Source organism: Pseudomonas sp. SBB6 (assembly GCF_024213215.1).
In the GTDB taxonomy this organism is placed as follows: Bacteria; Pseudomonadota; Gammaproteobacteria; order Pseudomonadales; family Pseudomonadaceae; genus Aquipseudomonas; species Aquipseudomonas donghuensis.
In genome coordinates, this window is record NZ_JANAVH010000014.1 from 15,183 (window position 1) to 33,690 (window position 18,508).

Annotated in this window: 19 protein-coding genes; 5 read left to right on the forward strand and 14 right to left on the reverse strand. The window is 63.2% G+C overall.

The annotated features are described in order from the left end of the window. Nucleotides 1-38: 38 nt before the first annotated feature. Both NLX68_RS22580 and NLX68_RS22585 read left to right on the forward strand, forming a co-directional pair. Entirely contained in the window at nt 39-464 is a 426-nt protein-coding gene (locus tag NLX68_RS22580; RefSeq protein ID WP_254285877.1) for a VOC family protein, read from the forward strand. 12 nt (nt 465-476) lie between these two features. Then, nucleotides 477-1,004 carry a DUF2867 domain-containing protein gene (locus NLX68_RS22585; protein ID WP_254285878.1) on the forward strand — a complete coding sequence of 176 codons (528 nt, stop codon included), beginning with the start codon at nt 477-479 and terminating at the stop codon, nt 1,002-1,004. Between the two features lie 10 nt (nt 1,005-1,014). Here NLX68_RS22585 and NLX68_RS22590 read toward each other — a convergent pair whose 3' ends face one another. After that, a complete protein-coding gene (locus NLX68_RS22590) occupies nt 1,015-1,296 on the reverse strand; it encodes a hypothetical protein (RefSeq protein ID WP_254285879.1) in 282 nt (93 codons plus the stop codon). A 73-nt stretch (nt 1,297-1,369) separates the two neighbouring features. Continuing rightward, nucleotides 1,370-1,894: a DUF3016 domain-containing protein gene (locus tag NLX68_RS22595; protein ID WP_254285880.1), complete on the reverse strand. Its 525-nt coding sequence runs from the start codon at nt 1,892-1,894 to the stop codon at nt 1,370-1,372. 85 nt (nt 1,895-1,979) lie between these two features. Here NLX68_RS22595 and NLX68_RS22600 point away from each other — a divergent pair, with 85 nt between their 5' ends. Continuing rightward, the gene (locus tag NLX68_RS22600; RefSeq protein WP_254285881.1) at nt 1,980-2,675 is read left to right on the forward strand and encodes a metallophosphoesterase; all 696 of its coding nucleotides are present in this window, start codon (nt 1,980-1,982) and stop codon (nt 2,673-2,675) included. On the opposite strand, the gene NLX68_RS22605 is transcribed toward NLX68_RS22600, so the two are convergent. Next, nucleotides 2,653-3,279, reverse strand: coding sequence for a LysE family translocator (locus NLX68_RS22605; RefSeq protein ID WP_254285882.1), 627 nt, complete (start codon nt 3,277-3,279; stop codon nt 2,653-2,655). The two genes, NLX68_RS22600 and NLX68_RS22605, sit on opposite strands and share 23 nt — an antisense overlap. A 79-nt stretch (nt 3,280-3,358) precedes the next feature. Continuing rightward, nucleotides 3,359-4,177, reverse strand: a complete 819-nt coding sequence (locus tag NLX68_RS22610) for a helix-turn-helix domain-containing protein (protein WP_254285883.1) — start codon at nt 4,175-4,177, stop codon at nt 3,359-3,361. A gap of 142 nt (nt 4,178-4,319) precedes the next feature. Here NLX68_RS22610 and NLX68_RS22615 point away from each other — a divergent pair, with 142 nt between their 5' ends. After that, on the forward strand, nt 4,320-4,946 hold the full coding sequence (locus NLX68_RS22615) for a LysE family translocator (protein ID WP_254285884.1): 627 nt from the start codon (nt 4,320-4,322) through the stop codon (nt 4,944-4,946). Here the strand turns inward: NLX68_RS22615 and NLX68_RS22620 are convergent. Next, on the reverse strand, nt 4,943-7,240 hold the full coding sequence (locus NLX68_RS22620; RefSeq protein WP_254285885.1) for an autotransporter outer membrane beta-barrel domain-containing protein: 2,298 nt from the start codon (nt 7,238-7,240) through the stop codon (nt 4,943-4,945). The genes NLX68_RS22615 and NLX68_RS22620 overlap by 4 nt on opposite strands. Nucleotides 7,241-7,514: 274 nt before the next feature. Here NLX68_RS22620 and NLX68_RS22625 point away from each other — a divergent pair, with 274 nt between their 5' ends. Continuing rightward, the gene (locus tag NLX68_RS22625; protein WP_254285886.1) at nt 7,515-7,775 is read left to right on the forward strand and encodes a DUF1652 domain-containing protein; all 261 of its coding nucleotides are present in this window, start codon (nt 7,515-7,517) and stop codon (nt 7,773-7,775) included. Here NLX68_RS22625 and NLX68_RS22630 read toward each other — a convergent pair. The 9 genes from NLX68_RS22630 to NLX68_RS22670 all read right to left on the reverse strand — a co-directional run bounded on the left by NLX68_RS22630 (nt 7,772) and on the right by NLX68_RS22670 (nt 18,393). Beyond that, entirely contained in the window at nt 7,772-8,047 is a 276-nt protein-coding gene (locus tag NLX68_RS22630; protein WP_007932676.1) for a peptidylprolyl isomerase, read from the reverse strand. The genes NLX68_RS22625 and NLX68_RS22630 overlap by 4 nt on opposite strands. A gap of 35 nt (nt 8,048-8,082) precedes the next feature. Further along, a complete protein-coding gene (locus NLX68_RS22635; protein WP_254285887.1) occupies nt 8,083-10,044 on the reverse strand; it encodes an acetoacetate--CoA ligase in 1,962 nt (653 codons plus the stop codon). Nucleotides 10,045-10,080: 36 nt separating this feature from the next. Beyond that, nucleotides 10,081-10,560: a serine protease inhibitor ecotin gene (gene eco, locus NLX68_RS22640; protein WP_254285888.1), complete on the reverse strand. Its 480-nt coding sequence runs from the start codon at nt 10,558-10,560 to the stop codon at nt 10,081-10,083. Nucleotides 10,561-10,616: 56 nt separating this feature from the next. After that, on the reverse strand, nt 10,617-11,387 hold the full coding sequence (hbdH, locus tag NLX68_RS22645; protein ID WP_254285889.1) for a 3-hydroxybutyrate dehydrogenase: 771 nt from the start codon (nt 11,385-11,387) through the stop codon (nt 10,617-10,619). A 10-nt stretch (nt 11,388-11,397) separates the two neighbouring features. Then, on the reverse strand, nt 11,398-12,789 hold the full coding sequence (locus tag NLX68_RS22650; RefSeq protein ID WP_254285890.1) for a GntP family permease: 1,392 nt from the start codon (nt 12,787-12,789) through the stop codon (nt 11,398-11,400). Between the two features lie 278 nt (nt 12,790-13,067). Further along, nucleotides 13,068-14,459, reverse strand: coding sequence for a sigma-54-dependent Fis family transcriptional regulator (locus NLX68_RS22655; protein ID WP_010226514.1), 1,392 nt, complete (start codon nt 14,457-14,459; stop codon nt 13,068-13,070). 30 nt (nt 14,460-14,489) lie between these two features. Further along, nucleotides 14,490-15,512 (reverse strand): ABC transporter permease, encoded by a 1,023-nt coding sequence (locus tag NLX68_RS22660; protein WP_254285891.1) that lies wholly within the window; start codon nt 15,510-15,512, stop codon nt 14,490-14,492. Continuing rightward, complete coding sequence (locus NLX68_RS22665; protein ID WP_254285892.1) at nt 15,512-16,570, reverse strand: microcin C ABC transporter permease YejB; 1,059 nt, start codon at nt 16,568-16,570, stop codon at nt 15,512-15,514. Before NLX68_RS22665 ends, NLX68_RS22660 begins: the two co-directional genes overlap by 1 nt. Continuing rightward, the gene (locus NLX68_RS22670) at nt 16,567-18,393 is read right to left on the reverse strand and encodes an extracellular solute-binding protein (RefSeq protein WP_254285957.1); all 1,827 of its coding nucleotides are present in this window, start codon (nt 18,391-18,393) and stop codon (nt 16,567-16,569) included. The genes NLX68_RS22665 and NLX68_RS22670 overlap by 4 nt, the downstream gene beginning before the upstream one ends. Between the last annotated feature and the right edge of the window lie 115 nt (nt 18,394-18,508).

An 18,508-nucleotide genomic window follows, 5' to 3' on the forward strand; every position in this document is an offset into this window, starting at 1 on the left:
CAAGGCTTGATCAGTCGTTACCCTGTATGGATATCCCTATGTTCAAGATGAACGCACTGGTGCCGGAACTGATCGTCTCCGACCTGCAGCGCAGCCTGGGGTTTTATTGCGCCACGGGCGGTTTTTCCGTGGAGTACCAGCGCACGGAGGACAACTTTGCATTCCTCTCGCTTGGCCAGAGCCAGATCATGCTCGAACAGGACTGGCACAGCGAGTCGCCGTGGCGCGTCGGCCCGCTGCAGGCGCCGTTCGGGCGTGGCCTGAACCTGCAGATCCTGTGCGAAAATGCCAATGCGCTGGCAGGTGCGTTCGAGGCCGCAGGCTACCCCTTGCGCCGCGGGGTGGAAGACCACTGGTACCGCAGCGAATCAAAGCAAATAGGCCAGCGCAACTTCCTCATCCAGGACCCGGATGGTTACTTGCTGCGCTTCTTTGAAGACCTCGGCATCCGTCCCTGCTCGTAAGGAAACCCGCAGATGAACACCCCCATCACACGCTGTGCGGTACCGGGCAATGCGCAGATTCATGTGCAATTGACCGGTGCCGATTTCGTCGATGCGCACCGAGCGCCGGTGATCAACGCCGAACGCTCGGCGCTCGGCCATTTTCTGCTGCTGATGAGCAGCATGCCACGCTGGATCGACAACCTGATGGTGCTGCGCAATCGCGCGGTGCAGCTGTTTGGCCTGAAAGACCTGGGGCGCTTGTCGAGAATCGACCTTCAGCGCGACGAGGCGTCTTACCAGGTCAATGAACGGGTCGGTATTTTCACCCTGATCAGCAATAGCCCGGATGAAGTACTGCTGGTCGACCGTGACAAGCACCTGGACGTGTATATTTCGCTGCTGCGTTTACCCTTGGGCGCTGACAACCGCCGCGAGGTTGTGGTGTCCACGGTGGTGCACACCCACAATCGTCTCGGGCGTTTGTACATGCTGCCGGTCGCGCCATTTCACCGGTTCATCGCGCCGAATGCGCTCAAGCGCCTGATCAACGTCAGATAAAGGCCTGGGCTCAGACGAAGCTCTGGCCGTAAAACCCGCGCGGCAAACGCTGGCGGCCGGGCAGGGCGCTCAGGCGCTCGATCCAGGCGCTGCGCCAGTCGTTGCCGGTGGGGTGAGTGTTGGCCCTGCGCGCGCGCCGCGCGGCATTGCGCTGGTCCTTGCGTGCGGCCTTGAACGCCTCGGTGTTGCGGCAGCTGCGGCACTTGACCCGATTGAGCTCGCTGGTGGCGATCAGGTTTTTACCGTGGCGACCGCAGGCCAGGTGGCCGGCGGTCCTGTAGTGGGTGACCATGGGATACTCCTCGCCACCGTTGATGGCAAGCCTGTTAAAGACTTCGACTCTCAGGCATGGGCTCGGTTCGCTGCTAGGGCTGAGCCGAGGTCTGCCGTTGTACGCTGAACTGCTTGCGAAACCACTCCTGGAGCATAGCTTTCTCGGCATACAGGCGGTCGGTGTCGGCGCGCCGCCCCGGGCGTTGCAGGTAAAACTTGTCCGTCAGGTGCGCATCAGCCTGGCTTACGGTCTGGCCTTGTTGCGACAGGGCATAGTGCAGGTCGATACTGGGCCAGGTAACGTCACGCATAATCCGCACCGAGTAGGCATTGGCCCGCCACGGTTCATACTGGCCGGCCAGGTCGATATCGCGGATGTCGATGCGCAGGCGTTGACCGGCGGGCAGGTAGCGTTGGCCGAGCTTGACCAGGTAGGCGCTCAGTTCCTTCATCACATAGGCGTCGGCACCGCGATGGTAGCCGTTGCTGTCGAGGCTGGCGTCGCGAAAGTGCTCGGGTTTGTCGAAGGTGACTTCGACGTTGGGGCTGGCCGGCGTTTGCGCCAGGCTGTTGAAAGCCAGCAGGCTGAGCGTGGCCAGGGTCAGGGCAGGGCGCATGATTCACCTCCGGGTGCAGCCTTGCGCAGTTCGCTGCACAGGCTTCATTGTACGCCTGTGATGATTGAAAGCAGAGGAGTCGGCAGTGCGCAGGATCGAACGATTTACAGCCAACCGGCATGGGCGGGACATTGCCGTGGGGGACATCCACGGGCATTTTTCGCGCCTGCAGGAGCGGCTGACGGCGATAGGCTTCGATCCGGCGGTAGATCGCCTGTTCAGCGTTGGCGACCTGGTCGACCGTGGCCCGGAGTGCCCGCAGGCGCTGGATTGGCTGGACAAACCCTGGTTCCATGCCGTGCAAGGCAACCATGAAGCCCTGGCGATCACCCATGTCGACGGCGGTATGCTCGACTATGGCCAGTACCGCGCCGCTGGCGGCGGCTGGTTCCTGGCCCTGAGCGCCGATGAACAGGCGCGGTTTGCCCAGCGCTTTCGGCGCCTGCCGCTGGCGCTGGAGGTAGAAACCGCTGACGGGCTGATCGGCCTGTTGCATGCCGATTGTCCGTTTCGCCACTGGGCGCAGTTGCGTGAGCTCCTGGCCAGTACGCCACCGAGCGAGGTCCAGGAGGTTTGCCAATGGTCGCGCCAGCGCTTGTACAGCGGCGATACCACGCCCGTCGAGGGACTGCGAGCGTTGATCGTCGGGCATACCCCGCAGCGCGAGGTGCGGGTGCTGGGCAACATCTGGCATATCGACACCGGCGGCTGGGCCAGCGGCCAGTTCAGCCTGCTCGACCTGGGCAGCCTGAGCCTGCTCAACGCCAGGCCAGGTGAGTGAGCACCCCCAGCGCCAACAGTATCAGCACCGCGCCCGAAACCCGTTCAAGCCATGGCAGCAGTCGTGCAAAGCGCCGGCGCACGTGCAGGTTGCCGATGGCTGCGGCCACCAGCATGTCCCACAGCAACACCGCACTGAACATCCACACCGCGTACGTCAGCTTCCAGCCTGCGCTGGTCTGGCCACCACTGACCATGCTGGCCAGGCTGACATAGAACAGGGCGTTCTTCGGATTGAGGATTGCAGACAGAAAGCCCATCAACAGGCCCTGAAGCCAGGGACTGTGCAGCGCATTGGCCCGAGCGCTGACCTGGGGCAGCGAACTTGCGCCGGCATGGCGAATGAACAGCATACCGATGTACAGCAGGTAGGCGCAGCCGGCCAGCTGGAGGACGACGAACAGCGCGCTGTCCGGGTGCAGCGCCGAGACCCCGCTGAAGGCGGCAACAATGAACACGCCGTTGGCCAGAGCGATACCCAGGCAGGCGCCGGTCGCCTTGAGCCAGCCGGCGCTCATCGAAGTACGGGCAACCAGGAAAAAATCAGGGCCAGGCGACAGCAGGGCAAGAAAATGCGCTGCCGCCACGATCAGAAACTGCTCCATGAATGACGGACTTCTTCAGCGATAGGGGGGCTGATTGTCGGTGCCGTGCGAGGGGCCTGTATTGAACAAAATTGCGTGTTCAGCCGCGGTACAGCCCAGGTGTTACGCCGGTGTGGGCCTTGAACACGCGCTGGAAGTGGCTCTGGTCGGCAAAGCCCAGGCGATAGGCGATGTCAGCCATGTCCTGGCCTTTGCGCAACCACAGGCGCGCGCGGTTGATGCGCTGGTTCAACTGCCAGGCATGAGGGGTAAGGCCGGTCGCGGCACGGAACGCCCGGATCAGTTGATAACGGCCCATGCCGACGCTGTCCGCCAGTTCGCCCAGCGCCACGCTGCCGGCGTCTTCCTGTGCAAGCCGTTGGAGCAACGCTTCAAGGTTGCGCTCAAGGCGTTGCGGTGGCTGCGACAAGGCCTGGGTTGGCGGGTTGTGGTGATCGCCGATGAACGCGATCAAGGCGGCTTCTTTCTCATGGGCATTGGCCGCAGAGAACAACAGATCGTTGAGCCGGGTAAAACTGGCGTAGGTCGACCGGTTGCGGGTGACGTGCGCCGGCGTTCCCTCTGCCTGCGCCGCCAGTGCCGATTCCAGGCGCAAGGTCTGCAGCCAGGCGGCGTCCAGATGGATCATCTGGTAACTCCAGCTCAGCCCGGGTTCGGGGTTGCAGGCATGCACACAGTGCGCCGGCACGAACACCAGGGTGCCAGGGTGAAGGCGTGTTTGCGCTTTGCTCGCACCGCTAAACACACTGCAGCCCTGATCGACCGCACCCATGGAGAACGTTGGATGGCTGTGTGCCTTGTAGCAGGCACGGCTGTCGCAGGCGCGGCGGCTTTCGACATAGGGCAAGGCCGGGTCGCGCCAGAACGCTGTACGGGCGGCGTCAGTTGGCTGAGGCATGTGCAGGGGCCGATGAAAACGTGGCCAGAAGTCTATCACTGCATGGCCCGCCAAGGGCTGCACAGTTTTGTCGCCCAGCTGTACCTTGACGCGGGTACAGCGCCGAGCGGAACCTTGTGTTTTTCGCCACCGGAGCGCCTCCATGGACCTGACCACCCTGGCCCTGTTCATCCCGGCCTGCTTTGCCCTGAACATGGCCCCCGGGCCGAACAACCTGTTGTCGCTGAACAATGCCAGCCGGTATGGCCTGCGAACGGCCTGTGTGGCGGGGATTGGCCGGTTGTTCGCCTTTGCCGGGATGATCGTGCTGGCGGCCATGGGCCTGGCAGCGGTGCTGCACACCAGCGAATACCTGTTCCTGGTGATCAAGGTGCTGGGGGCCGCCTACCTGTTCTACATCGCCTGGCAGCTGTGGCGGGCGCCAGTGGCCGAGGCTGCCGTGCTCAGTGAGCGTCGCCGCGGTACGCTGCGTCTGGCGCGTCAGGAGTTCTGGGTGGCGGCGGGCAATCCCAAGGCGATTCTGATCTTCACCGCCTTTTTGCCGCAGTTCATCAGCGTCGGCAGCCCGCTGCCGGTGGCCGAGCAGTTCGCCTGGCTGGGCGGGATGTTCCTGCTGCTGGAATGGCTGGCCATTGCCATTTATGGCTGGCTGGGCGCCTACCTGCAGCGTTGGTTCAACCAGCCCGGCCCGCGGCGGCTGTTCAACCGGGTCAGTGCCACGCTGCTCGGCTGCGCCGGGATTGGCTTGCTGGCAGCGCGGCGGGCTTAGAAACTGAAGCGCACGCCGGCGTTAGCGCCAGTGCCTTCCAGTTGCTCGCTATCGAGGTTGCGGCGATGGTTGAGGCTGACCTGAACAGCGAGATTGCTGGTCAGTTGGGCGACGAGACCAGCTTCGATTTCCAGTGAAGTGCCTTTGAAATCGGTTTCGACCTTGTCGCTATCATCAAAGGTCACAGTGTCCTGGCCACCGTCAACGTGCCAGATGTTGGCTTGCAGGAAAGGACGCCAGTCTGCGGTTTGCGCCTTGAAGTCACCCTCCAGGCGCAGCCCGAGACGACCGGTCAGCTCGGTATCACTGTCAAAGTCAACCTTGGATACCTGATCACGTTGGCCTTTGAGTGACACTTTCTGGGCAATCAACTGTGCCTGGGGCTCCAGTGTCCAGGACGTCGACAGCAGGAAGGGGTAGCCGAATTCGAGCGAGCCGGTCCAGGCATCGCCGTCCAGGTCGAGTTTATCGCCTCGATCGGTGCGGGCGCGACCATCAAGGTCGGTGTATTGCACCACCGCATCAACATACCACTGCAGGGGAGCGATCAGGGTCCAGTAGGCACCGACACTGTCGCCGTCCAGCTTCAGGTCGCCAACCGAGCGGTCCTGGATGCCCTGGGCATAGCCCTTGACGTCGCCGTCCAGGCGGCTGTGGCTGACGTAAAAGCCGATATGCTGGCGGTAGCCGCTTTCGCTGACCTGCGCGTAAAGGTCCTGGCCGACCTTGAAGCCGTAGAGATTGCCATCCAGGCTCGGGCTTACCGTGCCGGACCAGCGCTGGTGAAAGTTATAGCCATATGCCTGGCCCCAACTGGCTGAGAAGGCACCTTGTTCCCGGAGCGAGCTCTGATCGCCGTGGCGCTGGTGGAAGGTGCCCAGGTTGAACCGCGATACCAGCGCCGCGCCCCGCGGCGCGACAGCATAAACCGGTACTGCCGGGCGGTAGATCACCAGGCTCTGGCCAGCCGGGGGAATGGACAGGACGGGTTGGCCGGGTGCGGGAGCCAAAACCGGAGGGGCGACTGCCGGTGGCACCACCGGTGGCGGCTGGTCGACCGGAGGAGGTTGGTCTGCTGGCGGCGGCGCGACCGGTGTGGTGATACTCGAAACCAGAAACCAGCTCTGCTCACTACCGGCAGTGGCGCCGCCCTTGACCAGGCGATAATCGAAGGCACCGGCTGACAGTACCTGGGTCTGAACAAACGCTCCATCGATACTGGTAGCGCCATTGGCGGCGATCACCACGGGAATACCGTTGACATTAGTGGGGGCCCCGGTACCACCGAAGTTGTTGATCAACAGATTGGTCGAGCCGGAAATCAGCCCGCCGTTTACCACCAGGTGATCGGAAGGCGCGTCATCGCCGGCCAGCACCGTGTTGAGTGCGAGCGTGCCGCCGTTGCCTACGTAGTTGCCGTTGATAGTCAGGCTGCCTTGGGCATTGCCGCCACTGCTGAGGTTGATCAGCCCGGCGTTGGTCACAGTGACAGGTTGTCCGGCGGTGAACGGGCTGATAACACCCGTTTGCGATACCAGGCTGCTGCTGGCATCGATGTTCACTACGCCGCTGGCAGTAGCGGCGTCGCCAAGGGTCAGGGTGTCATTGAGGGTGAAGGCACTGCCGTTGTTGAGGTTGAACGTTTCCCAGTTGGTATAGAGGGCGCCACCGGCAGGCTTGCTGTTGTCGAAGGTCAGGGTGTCCTGGCCGGCGCCACCGTTGACCGTGATGTTCAGGACGCTGGCCTCCAGGCCGCTCAACGTGGCCTGGTCGTTATCACCGCCCATGTCCACCGTGCCATGTATAACCCCGCCACCTTGCCAGGTAAGCACGTCGTTGCCGACACTGGCGAGCAGGTTGCCCAGTAGCTCGCCGCCGGTGATGGTGAACGTGTCGGTGCCGCCACTGGTGCTGATGTTGCCGCCGATGGTGCCGCCGCTGAGGATAATGGTGTCGTTGCCAAAGCCGGTGACCAGATTACCGTCGATGGTGCCGCCGGACATGTCGAAGGTGTTGTCGTCCAGCTTCATGTTGACGCGGCCGATGCGCCCGCCGGTGAAGATCGCATAGTCACCGTCTTCGAAGAAACCGATGATCCGGCCTTGGGACATGAAAAAGGTATCAAGTCCGTCGCCTTGAGCCAGCGACTGGATAGTCCCGCCGGTCATGCGAAAGTCATCGACTCCCGATGTCTGGACCTGGGCGCCGAGCGTCTGGCCTTGGCCGACAACAAGGTTTTGTGCCAAGGCAGTGAAAGGCAGGGCGCTGAGTACCACGATAAGCGAGGTTCGCATCAGGCGGGCTCCATTTCCATACAGGGCATTGACCACTGCGGCTCCAGCTTTCCTGTGAGCGCTGGAGGGTCGTGCCCTGATGTATAGAGCAATCAGAAATATCGACAACTGACAAAAATGCTAGGTGGCCACTTGCTTCCACTGCCCGGAGGCCGGCCAAAGCATGCGGTGCTTATAGTGAAAGGGTCTGATTCAATTGAGGAATATGACCTAGGCTTGGAGCTGGATCGGGCAACAGGAAACGCTGTCCGCCACCTGCCAAGGAGACGTACCGATGCTCTCGACCCTGGAGTTGCGCAACATCATAGAAAGCAGTTTTTTACCCACCCGCTGCCAGTGCACCCTGGCCGCCGACCGTTCACTGACCGTGCGGGTGTTCGACCGCAGCTGCGAGCGGGTCGACCTGCTGGTAACCGGCATCAGCGCCGAGCAACTGACCAGCAGCCGGGCGATTTCCAACCTGATCGTCGGCCTGCGCAATGATCTGGAGGATCAGCGTAACCGGCACTCGCAGCGGCGCCGCGACAGCCTTTAATCGCGGTAGAACACCTGCACCAGGTGATAGCCGAATTTGCTCTTGATCGGGCCGTGCACGGTGCGCAGCGGCTTTTTGAAAATCACCTGATCGATGGCGCCGACCATCTGCCCCGGGCGCACTTCACCCAGGTCGCCGCCGCGTTTGCCTGACGGGCAGGTGGAGTATTTCTTGGCCAGCACATCGAACGCCTCGCCCTTGGCGATGCGCTGCTTGAGCTGTTCGGCTTCTTCGGCGGTCTTGACCAGAATATGCCGGGCCTGTGCTTTCATCTCAACGTACCTTCGTAAAGCGCTAAAACCGCGCATTATGCCTGATTGCGCAACTCCGGGCGGTCGCGAAATTGCTCGAGGGCCTCGGGGTTGGCCAGGGCGTCGGTATTTTTCACCGGCTCCCCGTGCACCACGTTGCGAATCGCAAGCTCGACGATCTTGCCGCTGATGGTGCGCGGGATATCCGTCACTGCGGCGATCACCGCCGGCACATGCCGGGGCGTGGTGTTGCTGCGGATCACCTGGCGGATCCGCGCCTGCAAGGCGTCATCCAGTTGCAGGCCGTCGCGCAGGCGCACGAACAGCACCACCCGCACATCATGCTGCCAACGCTGGCCGATGGCGACGCTTTCGACCACCTCATGCACCTTCTCGACCTGACGGTAGATTTCCGCCGTGCCGATACGCACGCCGCCGGGGTTGAGCACCGCGTCCGAGCGACCGTGGATCAGCATGCCGCCCTCGGCCCGTTCCTCGGCGTAATCACCCTGGGCCCAGACCCCGGGGAACTGGCTGAAGTAGGCCGCCTGGAAGCGCTCGCCCTGCGGGTCATTCCAGAAGCCCAGGGGCATGGCCGGAAAGTGCCGGGTGCAGACCAGCTCGCCTTTTTCCCCGATCAGCGCATGGCCATCGTCATCCCAGACCTCAACGGCCATGCCCAGGCCCTTGCACTGGATCTCGCCGCGGCGCACCGGCAGCAGCGGGTTGCCGATGACGAAGCAGGAGACGATATCGGTGCCGCCCGACATCGATGCCAGGCACAGGTCGCGCTTGAATTCGCGGTAGACGTAGTCGAAGCTTTCCGGCGACAACGGCGAGCCGGTCGACAGCAGCAACTTCAGCGAGTCCAGTGAATGGCTCAGGCGCGGGCGCAGGTCGGCTTGCTCCAGGGCTGCCAGGTACTTGGCGCTGGTGCCGAATGCCGTGATGCGCTCGCTGTCGATCAGCTCCAGCAGGCGCTCGGGCCCTGGATGAAAAGGCGAGCCGTCGTAGAGCACCAGGGTGGCCCCCACGGCCAGGCCGCTGGCCAGCCAGTTCCACATCATCCAGCCGCAGGTGGTGTAGTAGAACAGCACGTCGTCCGAGCCCAGGTCGTTGTGCAGGCCATGCTCCTTGAGGTGCTGCAGCAATACGCCGCCGGCGCCGTGGACGATGCACTTGGGCACGCCGGTGGTGCCGCTGGAATAGAGGATGTACAGCGGGTGATTGAACGCCAGCGCGGTGAACTGCGGTTCGCCGCCGGGTTGGTAGAAGTCGTCCCAGAGGCTGACCCGGGCCTGGCAGACGAATTCGTCGCTGGCGGTGTGCGTGCGGGTGTAAGGCACCACCAGCAGATGTTGCAGGCTTGGCAGTTGTGCCAGTACCTGGTTGATCTTGTCGACCTGGTCGATCTGTTTGCCGGCGTAGGGGTAACCGGCACAGACGATCAGCAGCTTTGGCTCGATCTGGCCGAAGCGGTCGATGATGCCGTGGGTGCCGAACTCCGGCGAAGAACACGACCAGATAGCGCCGAGGCTGGTGCAGGCCAGCATCGCCACCAGGGTTTGCCAGGTGTTGGGCATGCAGGCGGCCACCCGGTCGCCGACGCCGATGCCGGCGGCCTGGAAACTGCGCTGCAGGCCGGCCACCTGTTCGGCCAGTTCGCCATGGCTGATAACCCGTCGCTCGCCGTCTTCGCGCACCACGATCAACGCCGGATGGTTGTCGCGGCGCCGTAGCAAGTGTTCGGCGAAGTTCAGGGTGGCGCCAGCGAACCAGCGCGCATCGGGCATCTGCGGGCCCTCGTCGAGCACCTGAGTGGCCGGCTGCTGCCAGCGCACCTGGAAATAGTCGGCAAGGGTTTGCCAGAACGCGGCACGCTGCTCGATGCTCCAGCGGTGCAGCGCGGCGTAATCGCGCAGCGCCAGGCCAAACTGCTGATTGACCTGGCGGCGAAAGGCATCCATTCGACTTGCCTGAATACGCGCCTTGCTTGGGCGCCAGAGCACTTCGTTCATGCCTTCCTCCTACAGGGCCGTCAGTCAAGCAACGCTTTACTTCACTGTAGCTTTTTCCACCTTGTTCGAGGCCGACCAGATGCGGTAACGCACTTCAACGCCTTCCGGCACATACACCACCACCGGCAGCTTGCTGTTGTAACGCAGCAGGAAGCCATCGCCGACCACGGGCACGAAAGCCTGTTTTTTCTTGCCGTCAGGGCAGGCCATCAGGGTCGAGGCCGGGCCCGAGACTTTTTCCAGGCGGTAGTAGTTGTAGCCCCAGCCTTGCAGGGTCTGTTCTTCCAGGTTACCGCCCAGGTGCTGACGGTTGCAGTCGACTTCCAGTTGCTTGCCAGCCAGCACTTCGAGTTTGTAGGCCGACTCGTCAGCCTGTTTTGGCAGTTGGATCACCTGGCGGGTAAAGCCTTTTTCGGCCTCGGGGTAGGGCGCAACATCCTTGAGGCTGGCGGCCTGTAGCGAAGTAGCGGCAGCCAGGGTCAGGGTGAACAACGCGGTGAGGGAGAGTGGGCGCATAAGGCCTCCTTGCAGGTAAAAAAGACGATGCCGCAGCCAGGTGTTCAGGCTGCCCGTCACTGGGCCAGCCAGCCGCCATCGATGTTCCAGGCAGCGCCACGAACCTGACTGCCAGCCTCGCTACAGAGGAACAATACCAGCTCACCCAGGTGTTCGGGAGTGACGAAGGCCAACGACGGCTGCTTCTCGGCCAGCAGATCATGCTGGGCCCGCTGCGGATCAACACCGTTAGTGGCGCGGTCATCGATCTGTTTCTGCACCAGCGGGGTCAGTACCCAGCCCGGGCAGATGGCGTTGCAGGTGACGTTGCTGGTGGCGGTTTCCAGCCCCACCACCTTGGTCAGGCCCACCACCCCGTGTTTGGCGGCGACATAGGCGGCCTTGCCGGTGGAGCCGACCTGGCCGTGCACCGACGCGATGTTGACGATTCGCCCCCAGTTGCGCGCGCGCATGCCCGGCAGCACCAGGCGGGTGCCATGGAACACGGCCGAGAGGTTGACGGCGATGATCGAATCCCAGCGCTCCACCGGGAAGTCTTCAACCGCCGCCACATGCTGGATGCCGGCATTGTTGACGAGAATATCGACGCCGCCGAACTCGCGCTCGGCGTAGGCGAACAGCGCTTCGAGCTGTTTAACGTCGCCAAGGTCCGCCGGGTGATGACCGACCCGGGTACCGAACCGGGCCACTTCGGCGATGGCCGCGCTGGCATCGCCAAAGCCGTTGAGGATCAGGTTGGCGCCGGCCTTGGCCAATGCCTGGGCAATGCCCAGGCCGATGCCGCTGGTCGATCCGGTGACTACTGCTGTCTTGCCGTTGAGACGCATAGGGTGCTCCTTAGACGATACCGGTGGCATAGAACGTAGCAATCACCACGAACACCGCCAGGGTCTTGATCAGGGTAATGCCGAAAATATCCTTGTAGGCTTCGCGGTGGGTCAGGCCGGTGACGGCCAGCAGGGTGATCACTGCACCGTTGTGCGGCAGGGTGTCCATGCCGCCGCTGGCCATGGCCGCGACCCGGTGCAGCACTTCAAGGGGAATGTTGGCGGCATTGGCGGCGGCGATGAAGCTGTCGGACATCGCCGCCAGGGCAATGCTCATGCCGCCGGAGGCGGAGCCAGTGATACCGGCCAGCAGGGTGACGGTAATCGCCTCGTTAACCAGTGGATTGGGGATCGCGCGCAGGGCGTCGGCGAGCACCAGAAAACCCGGCAGTGAAGCGATGACGGCACCGAAGCCGTATTCCGAGGCGGTGTTCATCGCTGCCAGCAAGGCGCCACTGACCGCGCTTCTGCTGCCTTCGGCCAGACGGCTTCTGATCGCGCCAAAGCCTGCCACCAGCACCAGCAGGATACCCAGCAGCAAGGCCGCCTCCACCGCCCAGATCGCTGTGAGCTTGGCGATGTCGGTCTGCACCGGCGTGCTCATGCCCGCCAGGCTCAAGGTATGGGTCTTGCCGTACCAGGCTGGAATCCAGTGGGTGAACAGCAGGTTCATCATCCCTACCAACAGCAGCGGCGACAGCGCCAGCAACGGGTTGGGCAGCTTCAGGTCGGCGGCGGTTTCCGGCTCGTTGCGTAGCGCCGAGCCATAGCCTTCACCGGTGCGCTGGGCCTTGTTGCGCTGGCGCTGCAGGTACAGCATGCCGGTGCAGAACACGAACAGGGTGCCGATCAGGCCCAGCCAGGGCGCGGCCCAGGCGGTGGTGTTGAAGAAGGTGCTGGGAATGATGTTCTGGATCTGCGGGGTGCCGGGCAGGGCGTCCATGGTGAAGGAGAACGCGCCCAGGGCGATGGTCGCCGGGATCAGGCGTTTGGGAATGTTGCTCTGGCGGAACATTTCGGCAGCAAACGGGTACACCGCAAACACCACCACGAACAGCGACACGCCGCCGTAGGTGAGCAGCGCGCAGACCAGCACGATCACCAGCATGGCCTGGCGGGTGCCGAGCAGGCGGATCGCGGCGGCGACGATCGAGCGCGAGAAACCCGCCAGCTCGATCAGCTTGCCGAACACGGCGCCCAGCAGGAACACCGGAAAGTACAGTTTGATAAAGCCGACCATCTTTTCCATGAACACCCCGGTAAAGGCCGGGGCGACCGCCGCAGGGTCGGTCAACAGCACCGCGCCAAGGGCGGCAATGGGGGCGAAGAGGATAACGCTATAACCACGGTAGGCAGCCAGCATCAGCAGCGCCAGGGCTGCCAGGGCGATGATCACACTCATCGAGTGTCTCCTTGGGTGCATCTTGTTTTTGTTGGTGCGAAGGAGATAGCGGGAATCGTGCCATGTTTATAAGTTATTGAATCTAAACGTATAAATTGAATTTATGAATGGATTTTAATGAATCGGTCTCTATATGGAGACAGGTCTTGTGGGAGCCGGCCTTGCCGGCGATGGGCTGCAAAGCAGCCAAAAACCTGGCAAGGCTGCGCCTTGCATCGCCGGCAAGGCCGGCTCCCATGGGGAGAGGTGTTCGTCTCTATATGGAGACACAATTCTATTTAATGAGATTTTATGCCCAGCGCCAGCAACTTCTTGTACAACGTCGAGCGCCCCAACCCCAGCTGCCGCGCGGCCTCCGGCACATTCCCGGCACAGCGCGCCAAGGTGTTTTCCAGCAACTGCCGCTCAAAATCGGCACAGGCCTGCTTGTAGCTCAGCTGTGGCAGCTGGACCTGCAGCGGCGCCAGGTCGCCCAACGCCGCCTGTACATCACCCACGCTCAAGCGCGGCTGATCCGCCAGCAAGGTCGCCCGCTCCAGCACATTGCGCAGCTCGCGGATATTGCCCGGCCAGGCATGCCGGGCCAGCAGCGCCTGGGCTGGGTCCTCCAGCTCGTGCTGGCTGCCCAGTTCTTCAAGAATCGCCTCGCTCAAGGCCGGTAGGTCGTCCAGCCGCTCACGCAACGGCGGCACCTGGATCGGCAGCACATTGAGCCGGTAGTACAGGTCGGCACGAAACTCGCCACGGGCCATCGCCGCCTGCAGGTCGGTGGAGGTCGCGGCAATGATCCGCACATCGCTGTGGATCATCTGGTTGGAACCGACCGGCTCGTACTCCTTCTCCTGCAACACGCGCAGCAGTTTGCTCTGCAGTGGCAAGGGCATGTCGCCGATCTCGTCGAGAAACAGCGTGCCGCCCTCGGCAATCTGCAACTTGCCCGGGCGGCCCTTGCGCTCGGCGCCGGTAAAGGCGCCCGGGGCGGTGCCGAAGAATTCGGCTTCGAGCAGGGTCTCGGGGATTGCCGCGCTGTTGATGCTGACAAACGCTTTGTGCGCCCGTGCCGAGGCCGCGTGGATGGCATGGGCCAGCAGCTCTTTGCCGGTGCCGGTTTCGCCCAGTAGCAACACCGGCGAATCACTGCTGGCGCCACGCCGGGCGCGGCGCTTGACCTCAAGGCTGGCGGCGCTGGTACCGATGAACTGGGCAAAGCTGTACTTGGCCTGGCGGGCGCGCAGCAACGAGCGGGTCGAGGCCAGTTCCTGCTGCATGCTGGCGTAGCGCTTGAGCAGCGGCGAAAGGCTGCGCAATTCGTCGAACAGGGCAAAACCGATGGCACCGATCAGCTTGCCGCTGCTGTCGTGCACCGGCAGGCGCATCACTACCAGCGGCTCTTTCGGGGTGTCGAGCATGTCCAGCAGGATCGGCCGACCGTTGCTCACCACCTCGCGCATCAAGCTACCGGGGATGACACTCTCGCACGGTTGGCCGATCGCACTGCTGGCGTCGTCCAGGCCAAAGCGCCGGGCATAGCGCTCGTTCATCCAGACGATGCGCGCATCACGGTCGACGATGATCGTGCCTTCGCTGGACTGCTCGATGATCTCGAACAGCGAACGAATCGCCAGCAGGCGCACCTGCTGGTAGTCCTTGAGGCTGTCACTGTCCTGCATGCGCCGCTCCGCCGGAGGTGAAAGCTGCGATTATGCCCGTGGATCGAAGGCTTCGCGCAAGGCATCGCCAATGAACACCAGCAGCGACAGGATCAGCGCCAGGGCAAAGAACGCGGTAAAGCCCAGCCAAGGCGCCTGCAGGTGTTGCTTGCCCTGGGTCACCAGCTCGCCCAGCGAAGCGCTGCCGGCGGGCATGCCGAAGCCGAGAAAATCCAGGGCGGTAAGGGTGGTGATGGCGCCGGTGAGAATGAACGGCAGGTAGGTCAGGGTGGCATTCATGGCGTTGGGCAAAATGTGCCGCAGGATCACCCAGCGGTCGGGCAGGCCCAGGGCGCGGGCGGCCAGCACGTATTCGAGGTTGCGCCCACGGAGGAACTCGGCGCGCACCACATCCACCAGCGCCAGCCAGGAAAACAGCGCCATGATCCCCAGCAACCACCAGAAGTTCGGCTCGACAAAACCGCTGAGGATGATCAGCAGGTACAACACCGGCAGGCCCGACCAGACCTCCAGCAGGCGCTGGCCGATCAGGTCGACCCAACCGCCGTGATAGCCCTGCAAGGCGCCGGCGGCGATGCCGATCAGGGTGCTGATGGCGGTCAGCGCCAGGGCAAACAGAATCGACACCCGGGTGCCATACAGTACTCGCGCCAGCACATCCCGGGCCTGGTCGTCGGTGCCTAGCCAATTGACCGTGGACGGCGGGCTGGGCGTGGGTACCAGCAAATCGTAGTTCGGCGTATCGGCGCTAAAGGGCACCGGTGCAAACAGCATCCAGCCGTTCTGGCCCTCGATCAGTTGGCGTACGTATTGGCTGCGGTAATCCGGCTGGAACGGCAGCTGACCGCCAAACTGTTGCTCGGTATAGCGCTTGAACGCCGGGAAATACAGCTGCCCCTGATAACCCAGCAGCAACGGCTTGTCGTTGGCCACCAGCTCGGCCCCCAGGCTCACCAGCAACAGCAGGCCGAACAGCCACAACGAAATCCAGCCGCGACGGTTGCGCCGAAATCGCTGCAGGCGCCTGAGTGAAACCGGCGACAGGCGAAGCATCAGCGTGCCCTCGTGGCAAAATCGATACGCGGGTCGACCAGGGTGTAGCACAGGTCACCGATCAGCCGTACCAGCAGGCCAAACAGGGTGAAGATGAACAGTGAACCGAACACCACCGGATAGTCGCGCGACACTGCGGCTTCGTAGCTCATGCGCCCCAGGCCATCGAGGGAGAAGATCACCTCGATCAGCAGGGAGCCGGCAAAGAACACGCTGATCAGTGCCTGGGGAATGCCGGCCACCACCAGCAGGATGGCATTGCGAAACACATGCCCGTACAGCACTCGCTGCTCGCTCAGGCCCTTGGCCCGTGCAGTGATCACGTATTGGCGGGTGATCTCGTTGAGAAAGGCGTTCTTGGTCAGCAGGGTCAGGGTGGCAAAACCGCCGATCACCAGCGCGCCGACCGGCAGCACCAGGTGCCAGAAGTAGTCGGCGAGCTTGCCCAGCAGGCTGAGCTGGTCGAAGTCCTCCGAGACCAGCCCGCGCACCGGAAACCAGTTCAGCGAAGTGCCGCCAGCGAACAGCACGATCAGCAGTAAGGCGAACAGGAACGAGGGCAGGGCGTAGCCGATGACGATCAGGCTGCTGCTCCAGGCATCGAAGGCGCTGCCGTGGCGCACCGCCTTGCGAATCCCCAAGGGGATCGACACCAGGTAGGTGATCAGGGTGGCCCAGAAGCCCAGCGACAGGGTCACCGGCATCTTCTCCAGGATCAGATCGGTGACCTTGGCGCCGCGAAAGAAGCTGGCGCCGAAGTCCAGCCGGGCGTATTGAGTGAGCATCAGCCATAAGCGCTCGGGTGCCGACTTGTCGAAGCCGTACTGGCGCTTGATGTCTTCCAGCAGTTTGGGGTCCAGGCCGCGGCTGGCGCGCGAGCTGGCGTGCAGGGTTTCGGCGCTGGCCCCGGGCGCACCGCCGCCGATCCCCTGCAGGCGTGCAACCGCCTGCTCGACCGGGCCGCCCGGCGCGGCCTGGACGATGACGAAATTGACCAGCAGGATGATCAACAAGGTCGGGATGATCAGCAGCAGACGGCGCAGGATGTAGCCGATCATGGCGGGCTCCCCAGGCGCTCGGCCATCTGCGCGTTGGTCAGCGGCGTCGGGCTGACTTCCCACCAGCTGTCCAGGCCTTCGTCGTAGCTCGGCTGCACCTTGGGCAGGCCGAAGCGGTTCCACCAGACGGTGGATGAGCCGGGTGGGTAATAGTTGGGAATCCAGTAGTAGTTCCAGCTCAGCACCCGGTCCAGTGCATGGGCATGGCGCAGCATGTCAGCCTTGCTCGCCGCCTTGACCAGGCCGTCGAGCAGGCGGTCCACGGCCGGATCCTGCAAGACCATGTAGTTGTTCGAGCCAGGGTCGCTGGCCGCCGCCGAGCCAAAATAGTTGTACAGCTCAAGCCCAGGCGACGGTGACACCGGATAGCCGCTGACGATCAGGTCATAGTCGCGGGCCATCAGGCGGTTGACGTACTGCGAGGCGTCGATACGGCGGATTTCCAGGGTAATGCCGATCTGCGCCAGGTTGCGCTTCCACGGCAGCAGCAGGCGTTCGAAACCGGCCTGGCCATTGAGGAAGGTGAACGTCAGCGGTTCACCCTGGGCGTTGACCAGTTGATCGCCCTGGGGGTTCCAGCCAGCCGTCTCAAGCAGTGCCAGCGCTTGCAGTTGCTTGTCGCGAATCAGCCCCGAACCGTCGGTGCGCGGCGCTTCGAACACCTGGTTGAAGACCTCGTCGGGCACCTGCCCGCGCAACGGTTCGAGCAACTTGAGCTCCTGCTCATCGGGCACGCTGCGCGCCGCCAGGTCACTGTTGGCGAAAAAGCTCTGCTGGCGAATGTACAGGTTGCGCATCATCTGCCGGTTGCTCCACTCGAAGTCCCACAGCAGGGCCAGCGCCTGACGCACCCGACGGTCCTTGAACACCGGCCGCTGCAGGTTGAAGACAAAACCCTGGGCGGTCTGCGGTGCCTCCTTGGCCAGGTGCGCGCGCTGCAGGCGGCCATCGTCCAGCGCCGGGCTGGCGTAGCCGAGGGTATAGGCGGTGGCGGAGAACTCGCGGTTGTAATCGAAACCGCCGCCGCGCAGCACCTGGCGCGCCACCTCGGTGTCGCCGAAGTACTCGATGCGCAACTGGTCGAAGTTGTAGCGGCCGCGGTTGACCGGCAGGTCCCGGGCCCACCAGCTTTTGTCGCGTTCGAAGGTAATGCTGCGGCCGTTGTCGACCCGGCCGACCTTGTACGGGCCGCTGCCCAGCGGTGCTTCGAAGCCTGCGCCATTGGCAAAGTCGCGGTCTTTCCACCAGTGTTCGGGCAGTACCGGCAAGGTCGCCAGGTCCAGGGCCAGGGTACGGTTCTGGTTGCTTTTGAAGTGGAAGATGATCTGCCGCGGGTTTTCTACCTTGACCTCATCAACGTCGGCGAACTGGGTACGGTACCTGAGATTGCCCGCACGCATGAACAGCTCGAAGGTGTAGCGCACATCCTCGGCGCGGATCGGCTGGCCATCGGCAAAGCGCGCTCGTGGGTCAAGATAGAAGCGCAGCCAGTGCCCGTCGGGATCGCGCTCAAGCTTTTGTGCCACCAGCCCATACACCGTGTAGGGCTCGTCCTGCGAGCGCACGGCCAGCGGCGAGTACAGCCAACCATCGACCTCGGCAACGCCGATGCCCTTGTCGATATAGGGAATGAGGTGGTCGAACTGGCCGATCTCGATGGCCGAGCGGCGCAGGCTTCCGCCTTTGGGCGCGTCGGGGTTGGCGTAGGTGAAGTGCTGGAAGCTGGTCGGGTAGCGCGGTGTTTCGCCGTAAACCGTCAGGGCATGGCCGGAAGCTGACAGCGCCGCATGCGGCCAGCCAATGCTCAGGAGAAATGCCACCACGATGCCGTGAGCGATACGCAAACGCCTGCCTGCCTGTGGGAGTCTGGAGGGTGTCTTGAGCTTAGCAGTTCGGCGCCACCTGATATTTTTGTCAGTATCGCCAGTGCTGTTTCTG

Excerpts from the sequence above, each read along its gene's own strand:
- NLX68_RS22625 (WP_254285886.1), top strand. The coding sequence starts at position 7,515 with ATGCTCTCGACCCTGGAGTTGCGCAACATCATAGAAAGCAGTTTTTTA.
- NLX68_RS22665 (WP_254285892.1), bottom strand. The coding sequence starts at position 16,570 with ATGATCGGCTACATCCTGCGCCGTCTGCTGCTGATCATCCCGACCTTG.
- NLX68_RS22655 (WP_010226514.1), bottom strand. The coding sequence starts at position 14,459 with ATGCAGGACAGTGACAGCCTCAAGGACTACCAGCAGGTGCGCCTGCTG.
- NLX68_RS22615 (WP_254285884.1), top strand. The coding sequence starts at position 4,320 with ATGGACCTGACCACCCTGGCCCTGTTCATCCCGGCCTGCTTTGCCCTG.
- NLX68_RS22595 (WP_254285880.1), bottom strand. The coding sequence starts at position 1,894 with ATGCGCCCTGCCCTGACCCTGGCCACGCTCAGCCTGCTGGCTTTCAAC.
- NLX68_RS22635 (WP_254285887.1), bottom strand. The coding sequence starts at position 10,044 with ATGAACGAAGTGCTCTGGCGCCCAAGCAAGGCGCGTATTCAGGCAAGT.
- hbdH (WP_254285889.1), bottom strand. The coding sequence starts at position 11,387 with ATGCGTCTCAACGGCAAGACAGCAGTAGTCACCGGATCGACCAGCGGC.
- NLX68_RS22660 (WP_254285891.1), bottom strand. The coding sequence starts at position 15,512 with ATGCTTCGCCTGTCGCCGGTTTCACTCAGGCGCCTGCAGCGATTTCGG.
- eco (WP_254285888.1), bottom strand. The coding sequence starts at position 10,560 with ATGCGCCCACTCTCCCTCACCGCGTTGTTCACCCTGACCCTGGCTGCC.
- NLX68_RS22620 (WP_254285885.1), bottom strand. The coding sequence starts at position 7,240 with ATGCGAACCTCGCTTATCGTGGTACTCAGCGCCCTGCCTTTCACTGCC.
- NLX68_RS22590 (WP_254285879.1), bottom strand. The coding sequence starts at position 1,296 with ATGGTCACCCACTACAGGACCGCCGGCCACCTGGCCTGCGGTCGCCAC.
- NLX68_RS22610 (WP_254285883.1), bottom strand. The coding sequence starts at position 4,177 with ATGCCTCAGCCAACTGACGCCGCCCGTACAGCGTTCTGGCGCGACCCG.
- NLX68_RS22585 (WP_254285878.1), top strand. The coding sequence starts at position 477 with ATGAACACCCCCATCACACGCTGTGCGGTACCGGGCAATGCGCAGATT.
- NLX68_RS22605 (WP_254285882.1), bottom strand. The coding sequence starts at position 3,279 with ATGGAGCAGTTTCTGATCGTGGCGGCAGCGCATTTTCTTGCCCTGCTG.
- NLX68_RS22650 (WP_254285890.1), bottom strand. The coding sequence starts at position 12,789 with ATGAGTGTGATCATCGCCCTGGCAGCCCTGGCGCTGCTGATGCTGGCT.
- NLX68_RS22580 (WP_254285877.1), top strand. The coding sequence starts at position 39 with ATGTTCAAGATGAACGCACTGGTGCCGGAACTGATCGTCTCCGACCTG.
- NLX68_RS22630 (WP_007932676.1), bottom strand. The coding sequence starts at position 8,047 with ATGAAAGCACAGGCCCGGCATATTCTGGTCAAGACCGCCGAAGAAGCC.